Source organism: Corynebacterium evansiae, from assembly GCF_027570065.1.
GTDB classification, from domain to species: domain Bacteria; phylum Actinomycetota; class Actinomycetes; order Mycobacteriales; family Mycobacteriaceae; genus Corynebacterium; species Corynebacterium evansiae.
Window position 1 is genome coordinate 45,062 of the sequence record NZ_JAKMUT010000002.1, and the last position, 18,148, is coordinate 63,209.

Here is an 18,148-nt window from a genome sequence, read left to right on the forward strand (position 1 = left end):
TACCCCATCGGGGGTAATTGGTTTGCTACAACAAAGTAATGCTCAAGAAAACAGCAGCGCTCGCATGCGCAACAGCCATTGCATTTGCCGGATTCGCGTCGCCCGCCGAGGCTGCGCAGATAACTAAGAGGGAGAAGGTCGCATATTCCAATGTGTTCGGCGACCTGCACATGAGGTTGCCGAAGACGGTGGACCGAATCGAGTACACGACGACCACCTCGGACGGGAAGAAAGCCCAGGTCAGTGGTTACATTGTGGAGCCGGTCGTGGAGTGGAAAGGTAAGGGGCCGCGCCCGACAGTGGTGATTGGCCGCGGAACGGTCGGGCAGGGAGACCAGTGCGCGCCGAGTAGGAACTGGCCGCTTGATGGGCAGCCGGATCCGATCAAGGCGAAGCGGGCGGTGAATCTGGAGGGTATCTACGACTGGGTATTTGCCTCCAAGGGTGTGCGCGTGGTGGTGACCGACTACATCGGCATGGGAACCCCGGGAATTCATACGTACATGAACCGCGACGATCAGGCGCACGCGATGCTGGATGCGGCGCGCGCGGCCGGCGTGGGTGACGGGCCGGTGGCGTTCTACGGGCATTCGCAGGGTGGCGGCGCGTCGGCTGCGGCGGTTGAGGCGGCAGGTGAGTACGCTCCGGAGCTTAACGTGGTGGGGGCCTACGCCTCGGCGCCGCCTGCGGATCTGGAGGCGGTGCAGCGGAACATCGACGGATCGGACCTTATGGGGGCGATCGGCTTCACGATCAACGGCTTGTTGGAACGCTATCCGCACCTGCAGCCGCTGCTGGATAAGCACCTCAACGAAGAGGGCAAGCAGGCGCTGAAGGATCTATCCACGATGTGCACCGGGGAGATTACGGACAAATACGGGCACAAGAAGACCAGTGAGTGGACAAAGTCGGGCAAGACGCTCGATGAGTTGTTGAAGGACATGCCCGAGGCGCGGGAGGCTATGGAAGATCAGCGCATTGGGCTTAAGCGTCCGGTGGCACCGGTGATGGTGATATCTGGGCGTCACGATAAGAACGTCGAGTACAACCAGGCGAAGGAATTGGCGCGCACGTGGTGCGAGAAGGGCGCGCAGGTCGAGTACCGCGACGACATCATGCCGCCGGTGGGCGAATACAATCACTTCATCCAGGCGGTGACGGGCGGCGCGTTCGGCATCGACTTCATCTTGAAGCGTTTCCGCGGCGAGCCGCTGGGGCGCACGTGTGAGGCGCCGGTGGGGCAGCTGCAGGGATCCGTGGAAGGCAGTGCAGCGCTACCCAACGTGACGGGAAGCTAAAGTGTCATAATGTATATTATCGGCTAATCCCTGGACTGCCACAGCTGATAGCAGGTGGCGGCCAGGAACAGCGCGCAGACCGCGGCGAAGAAATACGTCAGGCCCGTGCCCTGCCACAGCAGGTAGCCGATAAAGAACAACAGCACCACGATGCGCATGATGCGCGAGTACTTGAGCATCTCCGGAGACATGTGACCGCCGCCTACTTATCCTGCTCGAGAACCAGCAGCAGATCGATGGTGCCTTCGTCGGCGATCGTCGCGGCGACGAACTGCGGGGTCTGGATGTCGAAGTCGCTGCGCTTGAACGGAATGTTGCCCTGCAGGATCACGTTCTCGCCGGTGCGCAGAACCTTCAGTTCGGCGGTCACCGGATTCTTCTTGCCGCGCAGCTCAAGGTCGCCGGTGACCTTTACCTTCTCGGTCGTGCCGTCGTCCGGCAGATTGGAGACGTCGGCGGGCTCCGTCAGCGTAAACGTGGCCTTCGGGAACTTATCGGTGTGCAGGATGCTCTTGCGCACGTTGATGTCGCGTTTTTCCACATCACTACTGATGCTGGCGACGTCGACCGTGATCTTGCCCTCGGTGAGCTTCTTATCCTCAACCTTAACGTCGCCCTCAACGTCCTCGGTGCGGCCCGAGGTGGTCTTGGAGCCGGCGGGCAGCTTCTCGTCGAAGGTGTAGCCAGCCTGCGAAACGTTGTCACCGGCTCCCCTTACCACGTGCCAGGAGCCGTCCATTCCCACGCTGGCAGGCTCGCCACCTGCGGTTATGTCGGCGGTTCGCAAGCCTCGGTCGCTAAAGTAATTCGCCACCAGCGGCCCGAAAGCCATCAGCACACCGACAATCATGCCAATTACGGCGAGAGTGATGATTCCCTTACGCATGCCCTATAGCATAGCCCCTCCTACCTGCGACCCCTAAGTTGCTCGATGCGGCGGGCCATGCTCTCTAGTTCTGACGCCAACTCCTCCACCACCTCGGCGGACTCCCCTTCCTTTGCGGCGGTGCACAGGTCCTCGGCGGCGCAGCGCAGCTCGAAGAGGTCATCGTGGAACTTCTCGGCCGCGCTGGCCGACATAATGACGGAATCCGCCGGGATCGAGGTGCCCGCCAACTGGGCGCGCTGCTCGTAGGCGCGCTGGCGGCACGACTGGTTGCAGAATTTGCGGGGCCGGTTCGTCGGGCCGGGTTCAACTACCCTGCCGCACCAGGCGCAGTGCTTTGGTCGAGGCATGGAACAATTCTTAACGAAACTTCGTTGTTATGATGGATTAGTTCGAACTGATTTAGGAGTGATGAAGAATGGCCGATCGCGTACTGCGTGGAAGTCGCATGGGTGCCGTTTCTTATGAGACGGACCGCGACCACGACCTAGCTCCCCGCCGCATGGTGAAATACCGCACCGAGGCTGGGGAAATTTACGAGGTTCCCTTCGCCGACGATGCGGAGGTTCCACAGGAGTGGATGTGCAAGAACGGCCAGATGGGCACGCTGGTCGAGGGCGAAGGCCAGGAATCCAAGCCGGTGAAGCCCCCGCGCACTCACTGGGACATGCTGCGCGAGCGTCGCAGCCTCGAGGAGCTCGACGAGCTGCTCGACGAGCGCATCGAGCTGCTCCGTAAGCGCCGCCGCACTGCGGTGAAGCTCATGAAGGAGCAGCAGGAAGCGAATCAGAAGTAGCTGCGCACGGTGCCGGCACCGATGCGCCAAGACTCCTGAGCCAGGTTCTTGAACTGGTTAAAGCGGTGCGCGGCACCCCACTTCGTCACCTGCAGCAGAGCCTCGGAGACGATGTTGCCGCTCATCTTGGAATCGCCGATCTCCCGCTCGGTGAAGGTGATCGGAACCTCGCGCACGTCGAAGCCGGCTTCGACGGCTCGCCAAGCCAGATCCACCTGGAAGACATAGCCAGCGGAATCGACGGCATCCAGGTCGATCTCCTCCAACACCTCGCGGCGGTACGCACGGTAGCCGCCGGTGATGTCGGACAGGCCCGCGCCCAGCGCCAAAGAGGCGTAAATATTTCCGCCGCGGGACAGAACCTCGCGGCTGACCGGCCAGTTCACGGTCTTGCCACCCTTGACGTAACGGGAACCCAGAACCATCTCCGCGCCCGCGTCGATGCGATCCAGCAGCAGGTATAGCTGCTCGGGAGCGTGGGAGCCGTCGGCATCCATCTCGCACAGGATCTCGTAGTCGCGCTCCAGGCCCCAGTGGAAGCCAGCGATATAAGCACCACCCAGGCCGCCCTTGCCGCCGCGGTGCATCACGTGAATCTTCGAGTTCTCAGCGGCCATCTCGTCGGCCAGGTCCCCGGTGCCGTCCGGGCTGGAATCATCGACGACGAGGACGTCTACGCGCTCGGGCTCGGCCTTCAGCAGTCGACCGATGATCAGAGGAAGGTTCTCCCTCTCGTTGTAGGTCGGGATGATGACCAGTGTTTTATCGCTCAGCTTAGTCATGAAAAGCTTTCTTACCTCTCCTATAAGTAAATGCCACGGACAGCAGACCCAGAATAGCTAGAATCCATTCCACCCATGGGCCGACGCGGGCTGACAGTGTCATTGTATCGCTAAGGGGCAACTCGGCCTCGAGGGCGTCAGAAGTAAAGATGGCAGTGCGTTGCTCCACCGAACCATCGGGCGCGACGATCGCCGACACACCCGAGGTTGCGGCGACCACCACTGCGCGATCATACTCCTTGGCGCGCATGCGAGACATGGCGAGTTGCTGATACGTCATGTCCGTAAAGCCAAAGGTCGCGTTGTTCGTCGGACTGGTGAGAATCTGCGCGCCGCCCTGCACAGCCATGCGGAACGCGCCGTCGAAACTCACCTCGTAACAGGTGGCCACGCCGACGGGGATGCCGTCCATGTGGACCACTCCGTTGTCGTCGCCGGGCTGGAAGTTGCCGGCGCGGTCAACATGCTCGCTGAAATTGCGCAAGAATTTACGGAAAGGCATGTACTCGCCGAAGGGCTGCAGAAAGCGCTTGACGTGGCTCTCCCCTGGTCCGTCACTATCCCACACCACCATCGTGTTGTGCTCCGGGCTGACGGTGCCGACGAGGATCGGCGCGTCGACGGACCGCTGGGCGCGCTCAATCTGCTCGCGGGCAGCAGAGTCGGTGAAAGGATTGACGTCGGAGGAGTTCTCCGGCCAGATGACGATGTCCGGATCTGACTCCAACTTCTCGGTGCGCCGCACGTGATTATCCAGCACGGCGCGGCGCTGGGCATTGAAGTCCAGACCCAGGCGCGGCACGTTGCCCTGCACCGCCACGACATCCACGGTGCGGTCGGCAGGCGTGGCGGGAATCAACAGCGCATAGGCGGCGATCACGGCTACCACGCCAGCCAAGGAATACGCGGGCGCGCGGTGCTTACGGATACTCAAAGCCAGGAGCAGGCCGATCAGCACCACGGCGAAGGTGACAAGTGCGGGACCACCGAGACGGATCAGCCAGCTGATCGGGCCGCTGGCCTGGCCCCACGCGATACGCCCCCATGGAAAGCCACCGAAGGGAAAGGAAGAGCGCAGCCATTCAGTGGCGACGAACCAGGTGGGAATGCCGATGATCTGGGTGCTAAGGGGGCGTCGAACTAAAAGCTTTAGCCCTGCGCCGAACAGCAGACTGTAGAGGGACTGGACCAGCGCCAAAGCGATCCAGGCGGCCGCGCCGACGAACTCCCCGACCCACGGCAGCAACAGGCCGTAGATGGTGAGGCCCTGCACCCAGGCCATCAGCATGGCGTGGCGGTGGTCGGCGAAGTAGAACAGCAGCGCAAACCCGAGCGGCGCAGCCCACCATAGGCCGGTTGGCTCGAAGGCGGCAAAGACCATCACGCCGCTAAAGACAGCGGCGAGGAGCCTTAGAATCATCCGTTCTCGCCCGCGCGGTGGTCGATGACGTCTCCCCAACCGCCCGAGTTCTGGATGTGGCTAACGCGCGAATAGGTGGTCACGCCGAAACGCTCCAGGGAACGGCGCGCGGCCTGGCCCAGCATCTTGCGGATCAAGGAACGGGTCGGCGGAATCAGGAAGAAGATGCCGAAGAAGCTCGAGACAATGCCGGGTACGGCCACGCCCACTGCACCCACCATGGACAGCGCCATGTCGGCCGTGAGCTCGCCGGGATGATCCTTCTGCTGCAGCGCGCGGACGGTGAGTTCGCGCATCTGCCAGGTGGCCACGGCGATACCCAGCACAAACAGGCCCAACAGGATCAGCAGCGCCCAGCCCCAGCCGATCCACACTCCCAGGAGGATGAAGGCGATGATTTCTACGACGAGATACACGGCGGGTAAGAATTGCATGGCTGTAGGGAAACTCCTATAGTATCTGTCTGAAAATTTGTTATGAAAACGCGATCTTTGTAACGAAATCGTGCTTACATAACGATAACGAATGTGTGGGAAAAATAGTTCCTACACGCGATAGCTTAACTACGTTTTAGGGAGTACTTCGATGCGTCTACGCCGCTCTATCTTCGCTGCAGTTCTGGCCCCCACGGTTGCTCTGGCATCCGTCATCCCGGCAGTGGCAGAAACCGACACTCAGAGCTCCAGCACCAGCACCGGCTCGGAAGGCTCCAGCTCGGGTTCCAGCGACTCCGACGAGTGGTGGGACGGCCTGCACCCGGTTGCAAAGGTTGCGATCGGCATCGCTGCTGCCACTGGCATCTCCGTGGCCTTCGGGATCCTGCGGACGATCTTCTACAACATCTTCCACGTCTAGCGTGGCGCGCGCCGCCACAGCCAACGCGGGACGACCTGCATGGCGGCGGCCAGCAGCTTCAGGGAGCGCGGGATCCACACGGATTCCGCGCTTTCGTCGTTGATGGCGCGAACCGTGGCCTCGGCGACCACGTCCGGCGTGGTGGACAGCGGCGCCGGATCCATGCCGCGGGTCATCCGGCCGATCACGAAACCCGGGCGCACGATCACCAGGCGCACTCCGGTGCCCTGCAGCGCGTCCTGCATGCCCTGGCAGAAACCATCCAGGCCGGCCTTCGCCGAGCCGTAGACATAGTTCGGGCGGCGCACGCGAGCCCCGGCGATGGAGGAATAGGCCACCAGCACTCCCCTGTCGCGGGACTTCATCACCCGGGACAGCTCCGTCAGCAGCACCGCCTGGGCGGTGAAGTCCGTGTGCAGCACGCGGTAGACCTCGGAGGAATCGCGCTCCGCGAGCTCCTGGTCGCCCAGTACGCCGAACATCGCCAGCGCCACGTCCAGCGGGCCGGTGGCCTCGATCTCCGCGATGAGGTCGGCGTGGGAATCCACGTCGGTGGCGTCAAAAAAGAAGGAATCGACCTTAGTTGCACCGAGTCGGTACAGCTCATCGGCCAGTTCCGTGGTGCGGCGGGCGGCGAGCACCAAGTGGTTGCCGGGGGCGAGCAGGCGGGCGATCTCGCCGCCGATTTCGCTGGTCGCACCGAAGATCGCAATTTTCTTAGCCATCGAGGGCCACAACTCCTCGTCTCATCGCGGCGACCGCCTTGCGGGAGGCCGCCTTCACTTCATTGGAATAGCCAGTCAGCTTGATCTGATCCAGCAGGTCGATAACGCGGCGGCACCAGCGCACGAAATCGCCGGGGGTCAGGGTGGCGCCGCTGGCCTCGGCTGCGCGCAGGCAGTACTCCAGCGGGGCGCCGGCGGTCCATTGATGCACCGCGGTGGCAAAGCCCAGCTCTGGCTCGCGGGTCACGGCGAGGCGGTGGCGCTGCTCGTCGGTTGAAAGTTCCTGGTAGATGCGCCACGTCTGGCTGATCGCCTCGGCCAGCGGCTCGGTGGGCACGCCATCGTCCTTGGCGCCGGAGTCGCGACGGTTCTCGAATACGCAGGTGCTGGCCACTGCCGCGAGCTCCGCCGGGTCGAGCTCGTCCCAGATACCGCGGCGCAGGCACTGGGCGACCAGCAGATCGGACTCGTGGTGAATCTTGGACAGGCGCTCGCCCTCCATGGTGATGCGGGCGGTGTTGCCCTCGAGCTCCACGTAGTCCAACTCCGCCAGCAGCGCGAGGATGCGGTTGAACTGGGCGGACAGGGAATCGGATTCCTGCGGCTGCTCCTTCTGTTCGAACTCTAAGCGGCGGGCGGCCTTCAGGTACTGCTCGGCGGCGCGGCAGAGCTCCTCGCGGCCCTCCCAGGCGTGCACCGGGTGGGCGTGGACCTGCTCGCGCAGCTCGACCGCACGCAGGGAGCGGCGGCGAGCCCGGGGCTTGAGCTTCTTCGGCTTATCCAGCTGCAGGCGGCGCAGGTTGGCGGCCACTCCCCTGGCCTGCCGCTTCGGGTTGCGCGCCACGCCCTTGTGCAGGCGCATGTGGCCGATGTGCACCGGGGTGTTGCCGAACATGTCGGGGTTGATGCGCTCCACCCAACCGTCGTCGGTGATGATCGTCGGTCGGCCACGGTGGTCGGCACGCGCAATCACGGCGGTCGTGGGGTTCTTGCCAGTGGGCAGCGCGATCACGTCGCCCGGCTGCAGAGACTGCAGCAGGGCCGTGGTCTCCGTCGAAGCCTCGTCGATGACCATGCGCTTGGCGCGGCGCTCCTCCTGTGAAAGCTCGCGGCGCAGCTGGCCGTACTCGGTGACCAGTTGGAAGTCCTCGTTGAGGCTGTTGGACGGGCGGCGCACCTCGCGGATCGTGGCCTTTAGCTGCTTTTCCTGCTGGGCCAGCTCGCGGCGGCGCTTCTCTATCTGCTCGGCGCTCTCCACCACCGCGCCATTGGTCTGGTACTGCGCAAACGAACGTAGCAGCAACCGGTGGGCCTCATCCAGCCCCATCGTGCCGATGAGGTTCACAGCCATGTTGTAGCCTGGACGGAAGGTGGAATCCAGCGGATAGGTTCTTGTTGACGCCAAGTCTGCAACCCCATAAGGGTCCAGCCCCTGGCTCCACAGCACCACCGCGTTACCCTTCGTGTCGATGCCTCGGCGGCCGGCGCGACCCGTGAGCTGCGTGTATTGGCCGGGGGTGAGGTCGGCGTGCGTCTCGCCGTTGAACTTCACCAGCTTCTCCAGCACCACCGAGCGGGCAGGCATGTTGATGCCCAGCGCCAGGGTCTCCGTGGCAAAGCAGACCTTCAGCAGGCCGCGGGCGAACAGATCCTCCACTATGTGGCGGAAGGCCGGCAGCATGCCGGCGTGGTGGGCGGCGAAACCGCGCGACAGGGCGCGGCGCCACTGGCGGAAGCCCAGGACGTTCAGGTCCTCCTCCGTCAGGTCCGCCACGCCCGCGTCGATGGTGCGCAGGATCTCCTCCCTTTCCGACGGGGACGAATAGTCCACGCGGTCGATCAGCAGGGCGCGGACGGCGGCGTCACAACCAACGCGCGAGAAGATAAAGTAAATCGCAGGCAACATGCCGGCGGTGGCCATGTGCTGCACCACGTCGCCACGCTTTGGCCCGCGGCGCTTGCCAGTTTCCTCGGCCTTCGCGGCAGCGGCGACGACCTTGCGGTTGATGGCGCCGAGGTGCTGCTCCGAGCCCTCGAAGAGGGGCAGAATCTGGCGGCCGACCATCATGAACTGGGTCAGCGGCACCGGTCGCTTCTCCGTGACGATGATCTCGGTATCGCCGCGGACGGCGGACAGCCAGCCGCCGAACTCTTCGACGTTGGAGACGGTGGCCGACAGGGACACGAGGATCACGCGCGGATCGAGGTTGAGGATCGCCTCCTCCCAGACCGGGCCGCGGGAACGATCGGCCAGGAAGTGCACCTCGTCCATGACGACGTGCGTGAGGGTTTCCAGCCGCTCGGAGTCGGCGTAGATCATGTTGCGCAAGACCTCGGTGGTCATCACAACGATGGGCGCGTCGCCGTTGATGGTCACGTCGCCGGTGAGCAGGCCCACGTTGGCTTCGCCGTAGCGCTCCACCAGGTCGTGGAACTTCTGGTTGCTCAAGGCCTTGATGGGCGTGGTGTAAAAGCAGGTGCCGTCGCCGTGGAAGGCGGCGAACACGGCGAACTCGCCGACGATGGTCTTGCCCGCGCCCGTCGGGGCGGCTACGAGCACCCCCTTGCCCCGGTCGATGGCTTCGGCCGCCTGAACCTGGAAGTCGTCCAGCGGGAAGTCGTACTGGGCGCAGAAGCGCTCTACCTGGGGGCTAGAGAATGTCATCGAAATCGCTGCGGGTGAAGTCTTGTGCCTTTGGATCCTGGCGCTTCGGCGAGTCAATTGGGCGGGCCGCGCTGGTGGACTGCGGTGCCGGGGTTGCCGTCACCGGGGCAATGGGCTCTGGGGCGGCGATGCCGGTGGACTCGTCGTCATCTACCTCGAGCCAGTCCGCCTGGTTATTCTTGCGGCGCTTGTCGTTCAGGCGGGCGATCTGCGTGGCGATCTCCATCATCGCGCACAGCGCAATCGCCAGAATCACCATCGAGATCGGGTCCTGGCCCGGGGTGACGAACGCGGCGAAGAGGAACAGGAACGCCCAGATGAAGCGGCGCTTCTCCTTCAGCTGCTGGTAAGTCACCACGTGCGCCAGGTTCAGCAGCACAGTAATGAGCGGCACTTCGAAGCTCACACCGAAAATCAACAGCAGCGCCATGGCGAAGCTGAAGTATTTCTCGCCGTTTAGGGCAGCGATCTGCGCCTCGTCGCCGATGGTCAGCAGGAACTCCAGTCCAAAGGCGAGAACGAAGTAGGCCAGCACCGCGCCGACGGTAAACAGCAGGCCGGCGGAAATACCTACGCCCAGGGTCCAGCGCTTCTCGTTCTTGTGCAGCCCCGGGGTGATATACGCCCAGATCTGGCCCAACCAAATGGGCGAGGAAAAGACCATGCCTGCCAACGCACCGACTTTCAGCCGCAGCATAAACATCTCGAAGGGGCTGGTCGCCAGCAGGCGGCACTCCCCCGCCTCGGAGCCGAAACGCGCCTCGGGCGGCAGGTTGCAATACGGTCCGCGCAGTACCTCGCCCAGCGAAGCGATCGGGCCGACCTCGACGTTGTACCAGATGTAGCCGATGATCGTGCCGATGAAAATGGCAACCAGGGAAATGAATACGCGCTTGCGCAGCTCATTGATGTGCTCGACGATGGTCATCGAACCATCGGCGGGCTTCTTTAGCTTCTTAGCCACTTAACTTTTAAGCGTTGTGCTCGTTCGGCTGTTCGGACTTGGGCTGAGCCAGGTCTTGGGCCTGCTGCTGCTCGGCGGTCGGAGCCTGCTTCTTTGCCAGCTCCTTCTGGTCGCCGTCAGTCTTCATCTCGTCCATTTCGGACTTGAAGATGCGCATCGAACGGCCCAGGGAACGCGCTGCGTTGGGCAGGCGGGTCGCTCCGAACAGCAGGAAGATGACCAGAGCGATGATTAGTAGTTCAGGAACGCCAAGGTTCGGCATTATCTACGAGCTTTCTGTCGTTGGGATTGGTCTTACTATCCTAGCTCGCGAGCCTCGTAGGCATCGAGGCCACGCCGGGCTAGGGCTTTTAAGTTCTCGGCCAATGGTAGCGGTTCTACATTGCGAATACCGGATGAAAAACCTAGCAGAAACCTTAAAAACCATTCACCGGTATCCGGCACGTCGACGACCAAGCGGTTTTCGTCTTCGACCACCCACATGGGGAAGTACTCCAGCATCCACCGCAGCGATTCATCTAGTTCCAGACGCGCCCAGCTGTCACTGAGGCCGAAACCGAAGGGATCTTCCGGGTCGATCTCGGGTACCTGTTGGGCACTGGCCGAACCCTCCTCCCCCAGGTCGAGCCCGTCAATGCGTGCAAGCGCAAAGGTTTTTGTAGTGACGCCACGTTCCCGCGCCCAGAGGTAATACTCGCCGTCCACGAGGGCCACGTGGTCGGGGTCTACCGTGCGGGTGCTGAAGCTATCGCTGGACAGCGACTGGTAGTTAAAGGTGACCTGGCGGCGCGACTGGATGGCCTCCGAGAGCTGTCGGCGCAGCTGCACATGGGCGGGGGCTGAGGGCGCCGTTTCGGGGGTGAAGGAATCCGTGTACCCGCGCCGGGAGCGTAACAGAGCCTGAATCTTCTCGCTGGCGGAGTCGATGTCCGCCTGCGCCTCCGCCGGTGCGGTGGAGCGCAGCGCCTGCAGGTTTAGCAGCAACACTCCGGCCTCCATCGCGGTCAGGGCGAGTGGGCGGTCCAGGCCCGCGGAGAACTCCACGGAGGCGCGCATGCGATCCACGGTGACCTCCACGGGCATGTCGAGGATGCTGGCGGGCACGCGGCACTGAGACACCTGGCCCAGCTCGTGGGCGATCTGCGCGGTGGATAGATCCAGCGCACGCGAGGCCGCCATCAGGCTGCTATCCGGGTGAGAACGGAACCAGGCGAGGACGGACAGGGTACGGAGGAATTGTTCGGCATTGGAACGAGGGAGCGTCATGAAGCAGCCTCCTTGAGAACGGCAACAACATCGGTGACGACATCCGGCGGCGAGGTGACGATTACGTGGGGCGCGTAGGCCGCGGCGGTGCGGACGAACCAGTCGCGCTCCACGGGGCCGATCTGGCCATCCTCGTTGGCCAGGCGGCGCAGCTCCCAGGCGCCGGGCTCCGGGAACTCCACGGTGGCGGTGACCATCTGGCGGCTGCTCAAAAGCCCCTGCTGGATCAGCTGCTGTGGAGTGCCTTCTGGGCGCGGGTGCTGGGCGAATTCGGGCAAAGCGGTGACGGAATCGATGCGCGCTAAGCGGAACGTGCGCTGGGCCGTACGGTCCGGGTCGAAGCCCGTGACGTAGACCAAGCCATCCTTGGCTCCATAAGCCCAGGGCTCCAGGCGGCGCTGTTGGGGAGTATCGACCAGCGAAGGATAGTAGTTGAAGCTCAAGACCAGGCCGTTATCGAGGGCGCGGAAGATCGCGTCGAGGGAATCGCCGTCCAGGGCGGTGTGGTCCGGGACGCTGGGGACGGCGACCTCGCCGGTGGAAACGCGGTGCTGCATGCCCGCGGCGGCCAGCTTGGTGTAGGCGGAGCGGGCGGCGTGCTGCATCTCCCCCGACTGCGCCCACCGGCTGGCGGCTGCGAGGACAGTGGCCTCGCCGTCGGTGAACTCGATGTCCGGCAGGAAGGTCTGGGCGGGGTCGAGGGTGAGCATGTCCTCGCCCGTGATGCGCACGCCCAGCTCGGCGAGGTCCTGGCGGTCGCGGCCGAGCTGCTTGCGGGCGGAGCCATCGTTGGCGTGCTGGTAGCCCTCGACGTTGGTGAGCACCCACTCGATGGAGCGCGGGCCATCGGAGTTCAGCAGCGCGATCACCAGGTTAAACAGGCGCGTAGCGCCTGGAATCCAGTGAGTCTCGACGGGGCGGTTGCGGTTCATCGGGCTTCCAGGGTCTCGATGATGCGGTCGACGTCCTCGCTGGTGTTGGCAAAGGGGTCGGCCAGCAGGGCTTCCGCCCCGTTCTCGCCGTTGACCTTCACGCGCATCCAATCCACCGTGTAGGACAGCTCCGGGTGGGCGCGCACCGCCGCGATGAAGCGGCCGCGTACCGCCGCGCGGGTTGTCGGCGGAGCCTGGCGTACAGCCTGCTCGATCGCCTCCGGAGCCAGCAGCGTGCGCGCCAGGCCGCGGCGAGCCAGCACGTTAAACAGGCCGCGGGTGGGGTGAATGTCGTGATACATCAGGTCGATCTGCGCCAGGCGAGGGTCGATGGGATCCAGGCCCCGGGCGGCGGCCATGCGATCCAGCAGGGACTTCTTGATCACCCAGTCGATCTCCGTGGAGACCGGCGAGAAGTCGCCCGTGTCGAAGCAGTCCAGCACGCGGCCCCACAGATCCACCACGGGGGTGAGCTCCGCGTTGGGAGTGCCCTGCTCCGGGTCTTCACGCGAGGCGAGGTAGGCGCAGGCGGCGTCATAAAAAGCGCGCTGGATCTCCAGCGGCGTGGCAGTCGACCCGCTGCGCAGAGCGATGTCCACCTGGCCGGTGAAGTCGCGGGAGATCTCGCGGATAGAGCGGATCTCGTTGGCCATCTCGAAATCCGGGAGGGCCACGCCGGCCTCGATCATCTCCAGCACCAGCAGCGTGGAGCCGACCTTCAGAGCCGTGGTGACCTCCGACATGTTCGAATCGCCAACGATGACGTGCAGGCGGCGATACTTGGAAGAATCGGCGTGCGGCTCGTCGCGCGTATTGATGATGGGGCGCGAGCGGGTCGTCGCGCTGGACACGCCCTCCCAGACGTGGTCGGCGCGCTGGCTCATGGTGTAGCCCGGGCCGAAGTTCTCGTTCGGCGCGCCGGGATAAGGGATAGCAAGCTTGCCCGCGCCGCAAATCAGCTGGCGGGTAACCAGGAACGGCAGCAGCTGCTTGCTGAGACCCTTCAGGGGAATATCGCGGCTGACCAGGTAGTTCTCGTGGCAGCCATAGGAGTTTCCCAGGGAGTCCGTGTTGTTCTTCAGCAGGTATACCTTGCCGCCGACGGCCTGCTCGGCGCGGTCGGCCAGCTCGTGAAACAACAGGTCGCCAGAGCGGTCATAGGCGATCAGCTGGTGCAGGCTATCGCACTCCGCGGTAGCGAACTCCGGGTGCGCGCCGACGTCTAGGTAGAGGCGCGAGGCGTTCTCGGTGTAGATGTTCGAGCTGCGGTGCTCCTCCACCACGGGGGCGAAGAGCTTGCGGGCAATCTCGTCGGGGCCCAGGCGCCGGGAGGAATCCTGCATGTTCGCAATTCCATACTCCGTCTCCAGGCCCATAATGCGGCGGCGGATGGCGGTCACTGGCCGCCCTTTTGTACGTAGGAGCGGACGAACTCCTCCGCGTTGTTCTCCAGCAGTCCGTCGATCTCGTCCAGCAGATCGTCGGTACCGGTGACGTTCACCTGCTGGGTGCCCGCGCCGGAGGTCTGCTCGATGGGTTCGTCGTCGTCGCGCCGACCGCCGCCGGCGCTGACCTGTCCGCCCTGTGCCATGATTAATCTTCCTTTCTGCCAACCCCGGAAATCTTGTCCGGGTTGATTTCCTTCAAGCCTGCCACGAGCTCCCCGATGCCGGGGCGCGGTTGCGCTTCCAGCAGCGCGCGTAGCTCCAACTGGTTGAACCCGCGGGGGTCATCCATAGTGATCTGCACCGCGCCGTCCGGGGTGTCCACGATGACGCTATCCCAATTCGCTGAGAGGATGTCGGCGGAGTAGTTCGCCACCAGGTGCCCGCGCAGCCACGCGCGCGTGGCCTGTGGCGGGGAGTCCACCGCGGCCTCGATCTCCGCCGGGTCCAGCAGGGTTTGCATCCGGCCCTTGCGCACCAGCGCGTGGTAGAGCCCGCGGCGCGGGTCGATGTCCGAGTACTGCAGGTCCACCAGGGCCAGGCGCGGGTCGGTCCACTCCAGGCCGCGCGCCCGGTAGGCGTTCATCAGCTGCAACTTGGCCGTCCAGTCCAACCGATCGGCGGTGGACAACGGATCGGACTCCAGGTCGTCGAGGATCTTGCCCCACAGCTCGAAGACCTCCAGGTTGTCGCCGCGCAGCTCCATGATCTCCCACACGCGCTTGCGGATCTCCCGCTGGGTCTCGATGGCGGTGCGTTCCGCCTGGCCGTAGAAGCGCAGGCGGTAGGTGCAGTCCAGATCCCGGGAGACGCGCTGGACGTCCGCCACCGGCTCCAGCAGACGCAGGTCGCCGAAGTAAGCGCCCTCGGCTACCGCCGCCAGCACCAGCGCAGTGGTGCCGAACTTCAGGTAGTTGGAGAACTCGCTCAAGTTCGCATCCCCGATGATCACGTGCAGGCGGCGCCACTTGTCGGCCTCCGCGTGCGGCTCGTCGCGGGTATTCACGATGCCGCGGTTCAGCGTGGTCTCCAGCGAGACCTCCGTCTCGATGTAGTCGGCGCGCTGGCTGATCTGGAAGCCCGGTTGCTCCCCCTGCTGCCCCAGCCCGATGCGGCCGGCGCCGCAGTAGACCTGCCGGGTGACGAAATGCGGGATTAAAGCCGCCTGCACGTCCTCGACGTCCAGGTCGCGCGGGTACAGGTAGTTCTCGTGCGAGCCGTAGCTGGCGCCCTTGCCGTCCACGTTGTTCTTGTAGATCTTCAGCTCCGGCTCGGCGGCCTCGGCGGCGCGGTGCATGATGATGTCCCCGGCCTTGTCCCACACCACCGCGTCGCGGGCAGTCGTGGTCTCCGGGGAGGAATACTCCGGGTGCGCGTGATCCACATAGAAGCGCGCGCCGTTGGCGGTGATGACGTTCGCCGCGCCGAGGGCATTCGGATCCAGCACCGGGGCGGCACCCCGACGGTAGCGGCGCAGGTCGAAGCCGCGGATGTCACGCAGAGGGGATTCGTTCTCGTAGTCCCACCGGGTGCGGCGGTTCACCCCCTGGCCGCTGTGCTCTGCATAGGCCACGACGGCCTGGGTGGAGGTGTGAATCGGGCTGGCCGACGGATCGTCCACGGCGACGATGCCGTACTCCGTCTCCGAGCCAATGATGTGCGGGCCAAACAAACTTGTATCCTCCCTAGACCTTGTGCACGTCGATGTCCACGACGCGCTTCGTGCCGTGGCCGTAGATGCGCGCCCACTCCGCGGGGTTGGTGGTATCCGGCAGATCCTCGGAATCCCCCACCTCGGCCAGAACGGCCGCGTGCACGTGCTCCGGGCGCAGGCCGTCGGTGCCGTTGTGCAGTGCGTCCTTGATGGCCAGGGTCTTCGCCCGGTCCACGATATTCGCCAGCATCGCGCCGGAAACGAAGTCCGCCCAGTACAGATCCTCGCGGCTGCCGTCGGCGTAGTGGAGCGTGACATAGCGGTGCGCCTCGTCCCGAGTAAACAGCTCGTCGACGATGCTCTGCCGCAGGGCCTCCGCTGCCGCTTCGTTGGAGCCGGCAGCGGCGGAGAAGTCGGCGTCAATAGGTAGAGAAGCATCGAGGTGCTTCGACAGGATGGCGGCCGCACCGTCAGCGTCGGGCCGGGCGATACGAATCTTCACGTCCAGGCGGCCGGGGCGCAGGATGGCCGGGTCGATGAGCTCCTCGCGGTTCGAGGCGCCGATGACGATGACGTTGCCCGCGGCCTCCACGCCATCGAGCTCGGCGAGCAGCTGTGGGACGACGGTGGACTCCATGTCGGAGCTCACACCCGTACCGCGCGTGCGGAACAGCGCCTCCATCTCGTCGAAGAAGACGATGACGGGGCGGCCGGAGCTGGCCACGCGGCGGGCCTGCTCGAAGATCGCGCGGATCTGGCGCTCGGTCTCGCCCACGAACTTGTTCAGCAGCTCAGGGCCTTTGATGTTCAGGAAGTACGGGGAATCCGACTGCGCCAGGGAGTTCGCCACAGCCTTCGCAATCAGGGTCTTACCGTTGCCGGGCGGGCCGTAGAGCAACACACCCTTCGGCGGGCGCAGGCCGTAGCGGGTGTAGATCTCGGGGTGCAGGAAAGGCAGCTCGACCGCGTCGCGGATCTGCGTGATCTGCTGGCCCAGGCCGCCGATGTCGTCGTAAGTGACGTCCGGGACTTCCTCCAGGATGAGGTTGTTCGTCTCCGCGCGCGGCACGGCCTCGAAGGCCCAGCCGGATTTGCGGTCCACGATCACGGAGTCCCCAGTGACCACATCGCCTGCCAGGTCGCCGGCGGCCTTGACCACGTACTCCTCACCCACCTTGTCGGCGATGATCAGCCGGTCGCCGGTAACCTCCACGACCTGTGCGATGTCGCCGAAGTCTGGCTGGCCGGTGACCTCCACGACCTGCTGGCCCTCCCCCAGGCGCACCATCGCGCCGGGTACCAGCTCGTGCTGCGGGACGTGCGGCGAGACCATCAGGCGCATCCGGCGGCCGGCCGTGAAGACCTCGGCGGTGAAGTCCCGGTTGGCCTGCAGCAGCGTGCCGTAGGTGCTCGGCGGTTCGGCCAGCGCTTCCAGCCGACCGTTGATCTCCTCCAGCTTCGTGCGGCTGGCCTGCAGCAGCTCCACGAGCTTCGCGTTGCGCGCGCCGAGCTGTCGGTTCGCGATCTGCAACTCGCGCAGAGTCTGTGGCCCTTCCGCTGATGTGTTCTCGGTCATACTGACCAGTCTACTAACGGCGCGCGCGGCGTTGCGGTCGAGGTGCGGTGACGCCATCAGCCAGCCTGCGCGCCAGGATCAGAAATGCCGTGTGCGCGTTCATCCGGTGCTCGGGGCGGGTGGCCAGGCCATCGACCTTCCACTCACGCACCAGGGATTCCCAGGCCTTCGGTTCGGTGAAGCAGCCGGTCTCGCGGATGCCCTCCATGACCTTCATCAGCTGCGGGACAGTGGCGACGTACGTCATGAACACCCCGCCGGGGATCAGCACGTCCTTGACGGTATCTAGCATCTCCCAGGGCTCCAACATGTCCAGCAGTACGCGGTCGACGTCGCCGACATCCTCCTTGGTGACGGTCTTCAGGTCTCCCAAGCGCAGGTCCCAGTTGTCGGGGTGGCCGTCGAAGTAGTCCTCTACGTTTTCCTTGGCGTAGGCCAAGTGATCCTCGCGGACCTCGTAGCTGATGACCTTGCCCTTCGGCCCCACGGCCCGCAGCAGCCAGGTGCTCATGGCTCCGGAGCCCGCGCCGGCCTCCAGCACCGTGGCGCCCGGGAAGATGTCGCCCTCCACGAGGATCTGGGCGGCGTCCTTCGGGTAGATAACCGCCGCACCGCGGGGCATGGAGAGCACGTGATCGACCAGCAAGTGGCGGAAGCACAGGTACTCGGCGGCCCCGGAGGACTTGACCACGGTGCCCTCGTGCTGGCCGATGATGTCGTCGTGGCGGATTTCGCCCTTGTGGGTGAAGAAGCTCTCGCCCTTGGCCAGGGTGATGGTGAAGTGGCGGCGCTTGGCGTCTGTGAGCTGCACGCGGTCGCCTTCGGTGAAACGGCCGGAATATGCCATGTGGTCTTCCTTCCTGCTTTAAGAGATCCGGTTCATT

20 protein-coding genes are annotated in these 18,148 nt (G+C 64.5%); 3 read left to right on the forward strand and 17 right to left on the reverse strand.

The window, feature by feature from the left end; all coding sequences use genetic code 11:
* Positions 1-38: 38 nt before the first annotated feature.
* Positions 39-1,298, forward strand: a complete 1,260-nt coding sequence (locus tag L8V00_RS02145; protein WP_269944102.1) for an alpha/beta fold hydrolase — start codon at positions 39-41, stop codon at positions 1,296-1,298.
* A 23-nt stretch (positions 1,299-1,321) separates the two neighbouring features.
* Here the strand turns inward: L8V00_RS02145 and L8V00_RS02150 are convergent, their stop codons facing one another.
* The 3 genes from L8V00_RS02150 to L8V00_RS02160 are packed head-to-tail and all read right to left on the reverse strand — an operon-like array spanning position 1,322 to position 2,534.
* Entirely contained in the window at positions 1,322-1,489 is a 168-nt protein-coding gene (locus L8V00_RS02150) for a hypothetical protein (protein ID WP_005294641.1), read from the reverse strand.
* A gap of 11 nt (positions 1,490-1,500) precedes the next feature.
* The gene (locus L8V00_RS02155; protein ID WP_269944103.1) at positions 1,501-2,184 is read right to left on the reverse strand and encodes a YceI family protein; all 684 of its coding nucleotides are present in this window, start codon (positions 2,182-2,184) and stop codon (positions 1,501-1,503) included.
* A gap of 20 nt (positions 2,185-2,204) precedes the next feature.
* Positions 2,205-2,534 (reverse strand): hypothetical protein, encoded by a 330-nt coding sequence (locus tag L8V00_RS02160; RefSeq protein WP_070487460.1) that lies wholly within the window; start codon positions 2,532-2,534, stop codon positions 2,205-2,207.
* Positions 2,535-2,602: 68 nt separating this feature from the next.
* On the opposite strand from L8V00_RS02160, the gene L8V00_RS02165 reads away from it, so the two are divergent.
* The gene (locus L8V00_RS02165) at positions 2,603-2,980 is read left to right on the forward strand and encodes an RNA polymerase-binding protein RbpA (RefSeq protein WP_011273522.1); all 378 of its coding nucleotides are present in this window, start codon (positions 2,603-2,605) and stop codon (positions 2,978-2,980) included.
* Here L8V00_RS02165 and L8V00_RS02170 read toward each other — a convergent pair.
* From L8V00_RS02170 to L8V00_RS02180, 3 genes are read right to left on the reverse strand one after another with little or no spacing between them, the layout of a single operon-like run.
* Complete coding sequence (locus L8V00_RS02170; RefSeq protein WP_269944104.1) at positions 2,971-3,762, reverse strand: polyprenol monophosphomannose synthase; 792 nt, start codon at positions 3,760-3,762, stop codon at positions 2,971-2,973. The genes L8V00_RS02165 and L8V00_RS02170 overlap by 10 nt on opposite strands.
* Positions 3,755-5,182, reverse strand: coding sequence for an apolipoprotein N-acyltransferase (lnt, locus tag L8V00_RS02175; protein ID WP_269944105.1), 1,428 nt, complete (start codon positions 5,180-5,182; stop codon positions 3,755-3,757). The genes L8V00_RS02170 and lnt overlap by 8 nt, the downstream gene beginning before the upstream one ends.
* Positions 5,179-5,616, reverse strand: a complete 438-nt coding sequence (locus L8V00_RS02180; protein ID WP_269944106.1) for an FxsA family protein — start codon at positions 5,614-5,616, stop codon at positions 5,179-5,181. Before L8V00_RS02180 ends, lnt begins: the two co-directional genes overlap by 4 nt.
* Positions 5,617-5,767: 151 nt before the next feature.
* Here L8V00_RS02180 and L8V00_RS02185 point away from each other — a divergent pair, with 151 nt between their 5' ends.
* On the forward strand, positions 5,768-6,037 hold the full coding sequence (locus L8V00_RS02185) for a hypothetical protein (protein WP_269944107.1): 270 nt from the start codon (positions 5,768-5,770) through the stop codon (positions 6,035-6,037).
* On the opposite strand, the gene L8V00_RS02190 is transcribed toward L8V00_RS02185, so the two are convergent.
* Genes L8V00_RS02190 through L8V00_RS02240 form a run of 11 tightly spaced genes read right to left on the reverse strand, consistent with a single transcriptional unit; the run spans position 6,034 to position 18,111 of the window.
* Positions 6,034-6,762 carry an SDR family NAD(P)-dependent oxidoreductase gene (locus L8V00_RS02190; RefSeq protein ID WP_269944108.1) on the reverse strand — a complete coding sequence of 243 codons (729 nt, stop codon included), beginning with the start codon at positions 6,760-6,762 and terminating at the stop codon, positions 6,034-6,036. The two genes, L8V00_RS02185 and L8V00_RS02190, sit on opposite strands and share 4 nt — an antisense overlap.
* Positions 6,755-9,427, reverse strand: a complete 2,673-nt coding sequence (locus L8V00_RS02195; RefSeq protein WP_269944109.1) for a DEAD/DEAH box helicase — start codon at positions 9,425-9,427, stop codon at positions 6,755-6,757. Before L8V00_RS02195 ends, L8V00_RS02190 begins: the two co-directional genes overlap by 8 nt.
* Positions 9,414-10,391, reverse strand: coding sequence for a twin-arginine translocase subunit TatC (gene tatC / locus L8V00_RS02200; RefSeq protein ID WP_269944110.1), 978 nt, complete (start codon positions 10,389-10,391; stop codon positions 9,414-9,416). Before tatC ends, L8V00_RS02195 begins: the two co-directional genes overlap by 14 nt.
* 7 nt (positions 10,392-10,398) lie before the next feature.
* On the reverse strand, positions 10,399-10,653 hold the full coding sequence (gene tatA, locus L8V00_RS02205) for a Sec-independent protein translocase subunit TatA (RefSeq protein WP_034987575.1): 255 nt from the start codon (positions 10,651-10,653) through the stop codon (positions 10,399-10,401).
* A 35-nt stretch (positions 10,654-10,688) separates the two neighbouring features.
* Positions 10,689-11,657, reverse strand: a complete 969-nt coding sequence (locus L8V00_RS02210) for a WYL domain-containing transcriptional regulator (protein ID WP_269944111.1) — start codon at positions 11,655-11,657, stop codon at positions 10,689-10,691.
* On the reverse strand, positions 11,654-12,589 hold the full coding sequence (locus L8V00_RS02215; RefSeq protein ID WP_269944112.1) for a helix-turn-helix transcriptional regulator: 936 nt from the start codon (positions 12,587-12,589) through the stop codon (positions 11,654-11,656). The genes L8V00_RS02210 and L8V00_RS02215 overlap by 4 nt, the downstream gene beginning before the upstream one ends.
* Entirely contained in the window at positions 12,586-13,989 is a 1,404-nt protein-coding gene (pafA, locus tag L8V00_RS02220) for a Pup--protein ligase (protein ID WP_269944113.1), read from the reverse strand. Before pafA ends, L8V00_RS02215 begins: the two co-directional genes overlap by 4 nt.
* Positions 13,986-14,180, reverse strand: coding sequence for a ubiquitin-like protein Pup (locus L8V00_RS02225; RefSeq protein WP_005294680.1), 195 nt, complete (start codon positions 14,178-14,180; stop codon positions 13,986-13,988). Before L8V00_RS02225 ends, pafA begins: the two co-directional genes overlap by 4 nt.
* Positions 14,181-14,182: 2 nt before the next feature.
* Positions 14,183-15,706 carry a depupylase/deamidase Dop gene (gene dop / locus L8V00_RS02230; RefSeq protein WP_269944114.1) on the reverse strand — a complete coding sequence of 508 codons (1,524 nt, stop codon included), beginning with the start codon at positions 15,704-15,706 and terminating at the stop codon, positions 14,183-14,185.
* Between the two features lie 13 nt (positions 15,707-15,719).
* Positions 15,720-17,264, reverse strand: a complete 1,545-nt coding sequence (gene arc / locus L8V00_RS02235; RefSeq protein WP_269944115.1) for a proteasome ATPase — start codon at positions 17,262-17,264, stop codon at positions 15,720-15,722.
* 13 nt (positions 17,265-17,277) lie between these two features.
* Complete coding sequence (locus L8V00_RS02240; RefSeq protein WP_269944116.1) at positions 17,278-18,111, reverse strand: tRNA (adenine-N1)-methyltransferase; 834 nt, start codon at positions 18,109-18,111, stop codon at positions 17,278-17,280.
* Positions 18,112-18,148 lie beyond the last annotated feature (37 nt).

Excerpts from the sequence above, each read along its gene's own strand:
- L8V00_RS02145 (WP_269944102.1), top strand. The coding sequence starts at position 39 with ATGCTCAAGAAAACAGCAGCGCTCGCATGCGCAACAGCCATTGCATTT.
- L8V00_RS02150 (WP_005294641.1), bottom strand. The coding sequence starts at position 1,489 with ATGTCTCCGGAGATGCTCAAGTACTCGCGCATCATGCGCATCGTGGTG.
- L8V00_RS02155 (WP_269944103.1), bottom strand. The coding sequence starts at position 2,184 with ATGCGTAAGGGAATCATCACTCTCGCCGTAATTGGCATGATTGTCGGT.
- L8V00_RS02160 (WP_070487460.1), bottom strand. The coding sequence starts at position 2,534 with ATGCCTCGACCAAAGCACTGCGCCTGGTGCGGCAGGGTAGTTGAACCC.
- L8V00_RS02165 (WP_011273522.1), top strand. The coding sequence starts at position 2,603 with ATGGCCGATCGCGTACTGCGTGGAAGTCGCATGGGTGCCGTTTCTTAT.
- L8V00_RS02170 (WP_269944104.1), bottom strand. The coding sequence starts at position 3,762 with ATGACTAAGCTGAGCGATAAAACACTGGTCATCATCCCGACCTACAAC.
- lnt (WP_269944105.1), bottom strand. The coding sequence starts at position 5,182 with ATGATTCTAAGGCTCCTCGCCGCTGTCTTTAGCGGCGTGATGGTCTTT.
- L8V00_RS02180 (WP_269944106.1), bottom strand. The coding sequence starts at position 5,616 with ATGCAATTCTTACCCGCCGTGTATCTCGTCGTAGAAATCATCGCCTTC.
- L8V00_RS02185 (WP_269944107.1), top strand. The coding sequence starts at position 5,768 with ATGCGTCTACGCCGCTCTATCTTCGCTGCAGTTCTGGCCCCCACGGTT.
- L8V00_RS02190 (WP_269944108.1), bottom strand. The coding sequence starts at position 6,762 with ATGGCTAAGAAAATTGCGATCTTCGGTGCGACCAGCGAAATCGGCGGC.
- L8V00_RS02195 (WP_269944109.1), bottom strand. The coding sequence starts at position 9,427 with ATGACATTCTCTAGCCCCCAGGTAGAGCGCTTCTGCGCCCAGTACGAC.
- tatA (WP_034987575.1), bottom strand. The coding sequence starts at position 10,653 with ATGCCGAACCTTGGCGTTCCTGAACTACTAATCATCGCTCTGGTCATC.
- L8V00_RS02210 (WP_269944111.1), bottom strand. The coding sequence starts at position 11,657 with ATGACGCTCCCTCGTTCCAATGCCGAACAATTCCTCCGTACCCTGTCC.
- L8V00_RS02215 (WP_269944112.1), bottom strand. The coding sequence starts at position 12,589 with ATGAACCGCAACCGCCCCGTCGAGACTCACTGGATTCCAGGCGCTACG.
- L8V00_RS02225 (WP_005294680.1), bottom strand. The coding sequence starts at position 14,180 with ATGGCACAGGGCGGACAGGTCAGCGCCGGCGGCGGTCGGCGCGACGAC.
- arc (WP_269944115.1), bottom strand. The coding sequence starts at position 17,264 with ATGACCGAGAACACATCAGCGGAAGGGCCACAGACTCTGCGCGAGTTG.
- L8V00_RS02240 (WP_269944116.1), bottom strand. The coding sequence starts at position 18,111 with ATGGCATATTCCGGCCGTTTCACCGAAGGCGACCGCGTGCAGCTCACA.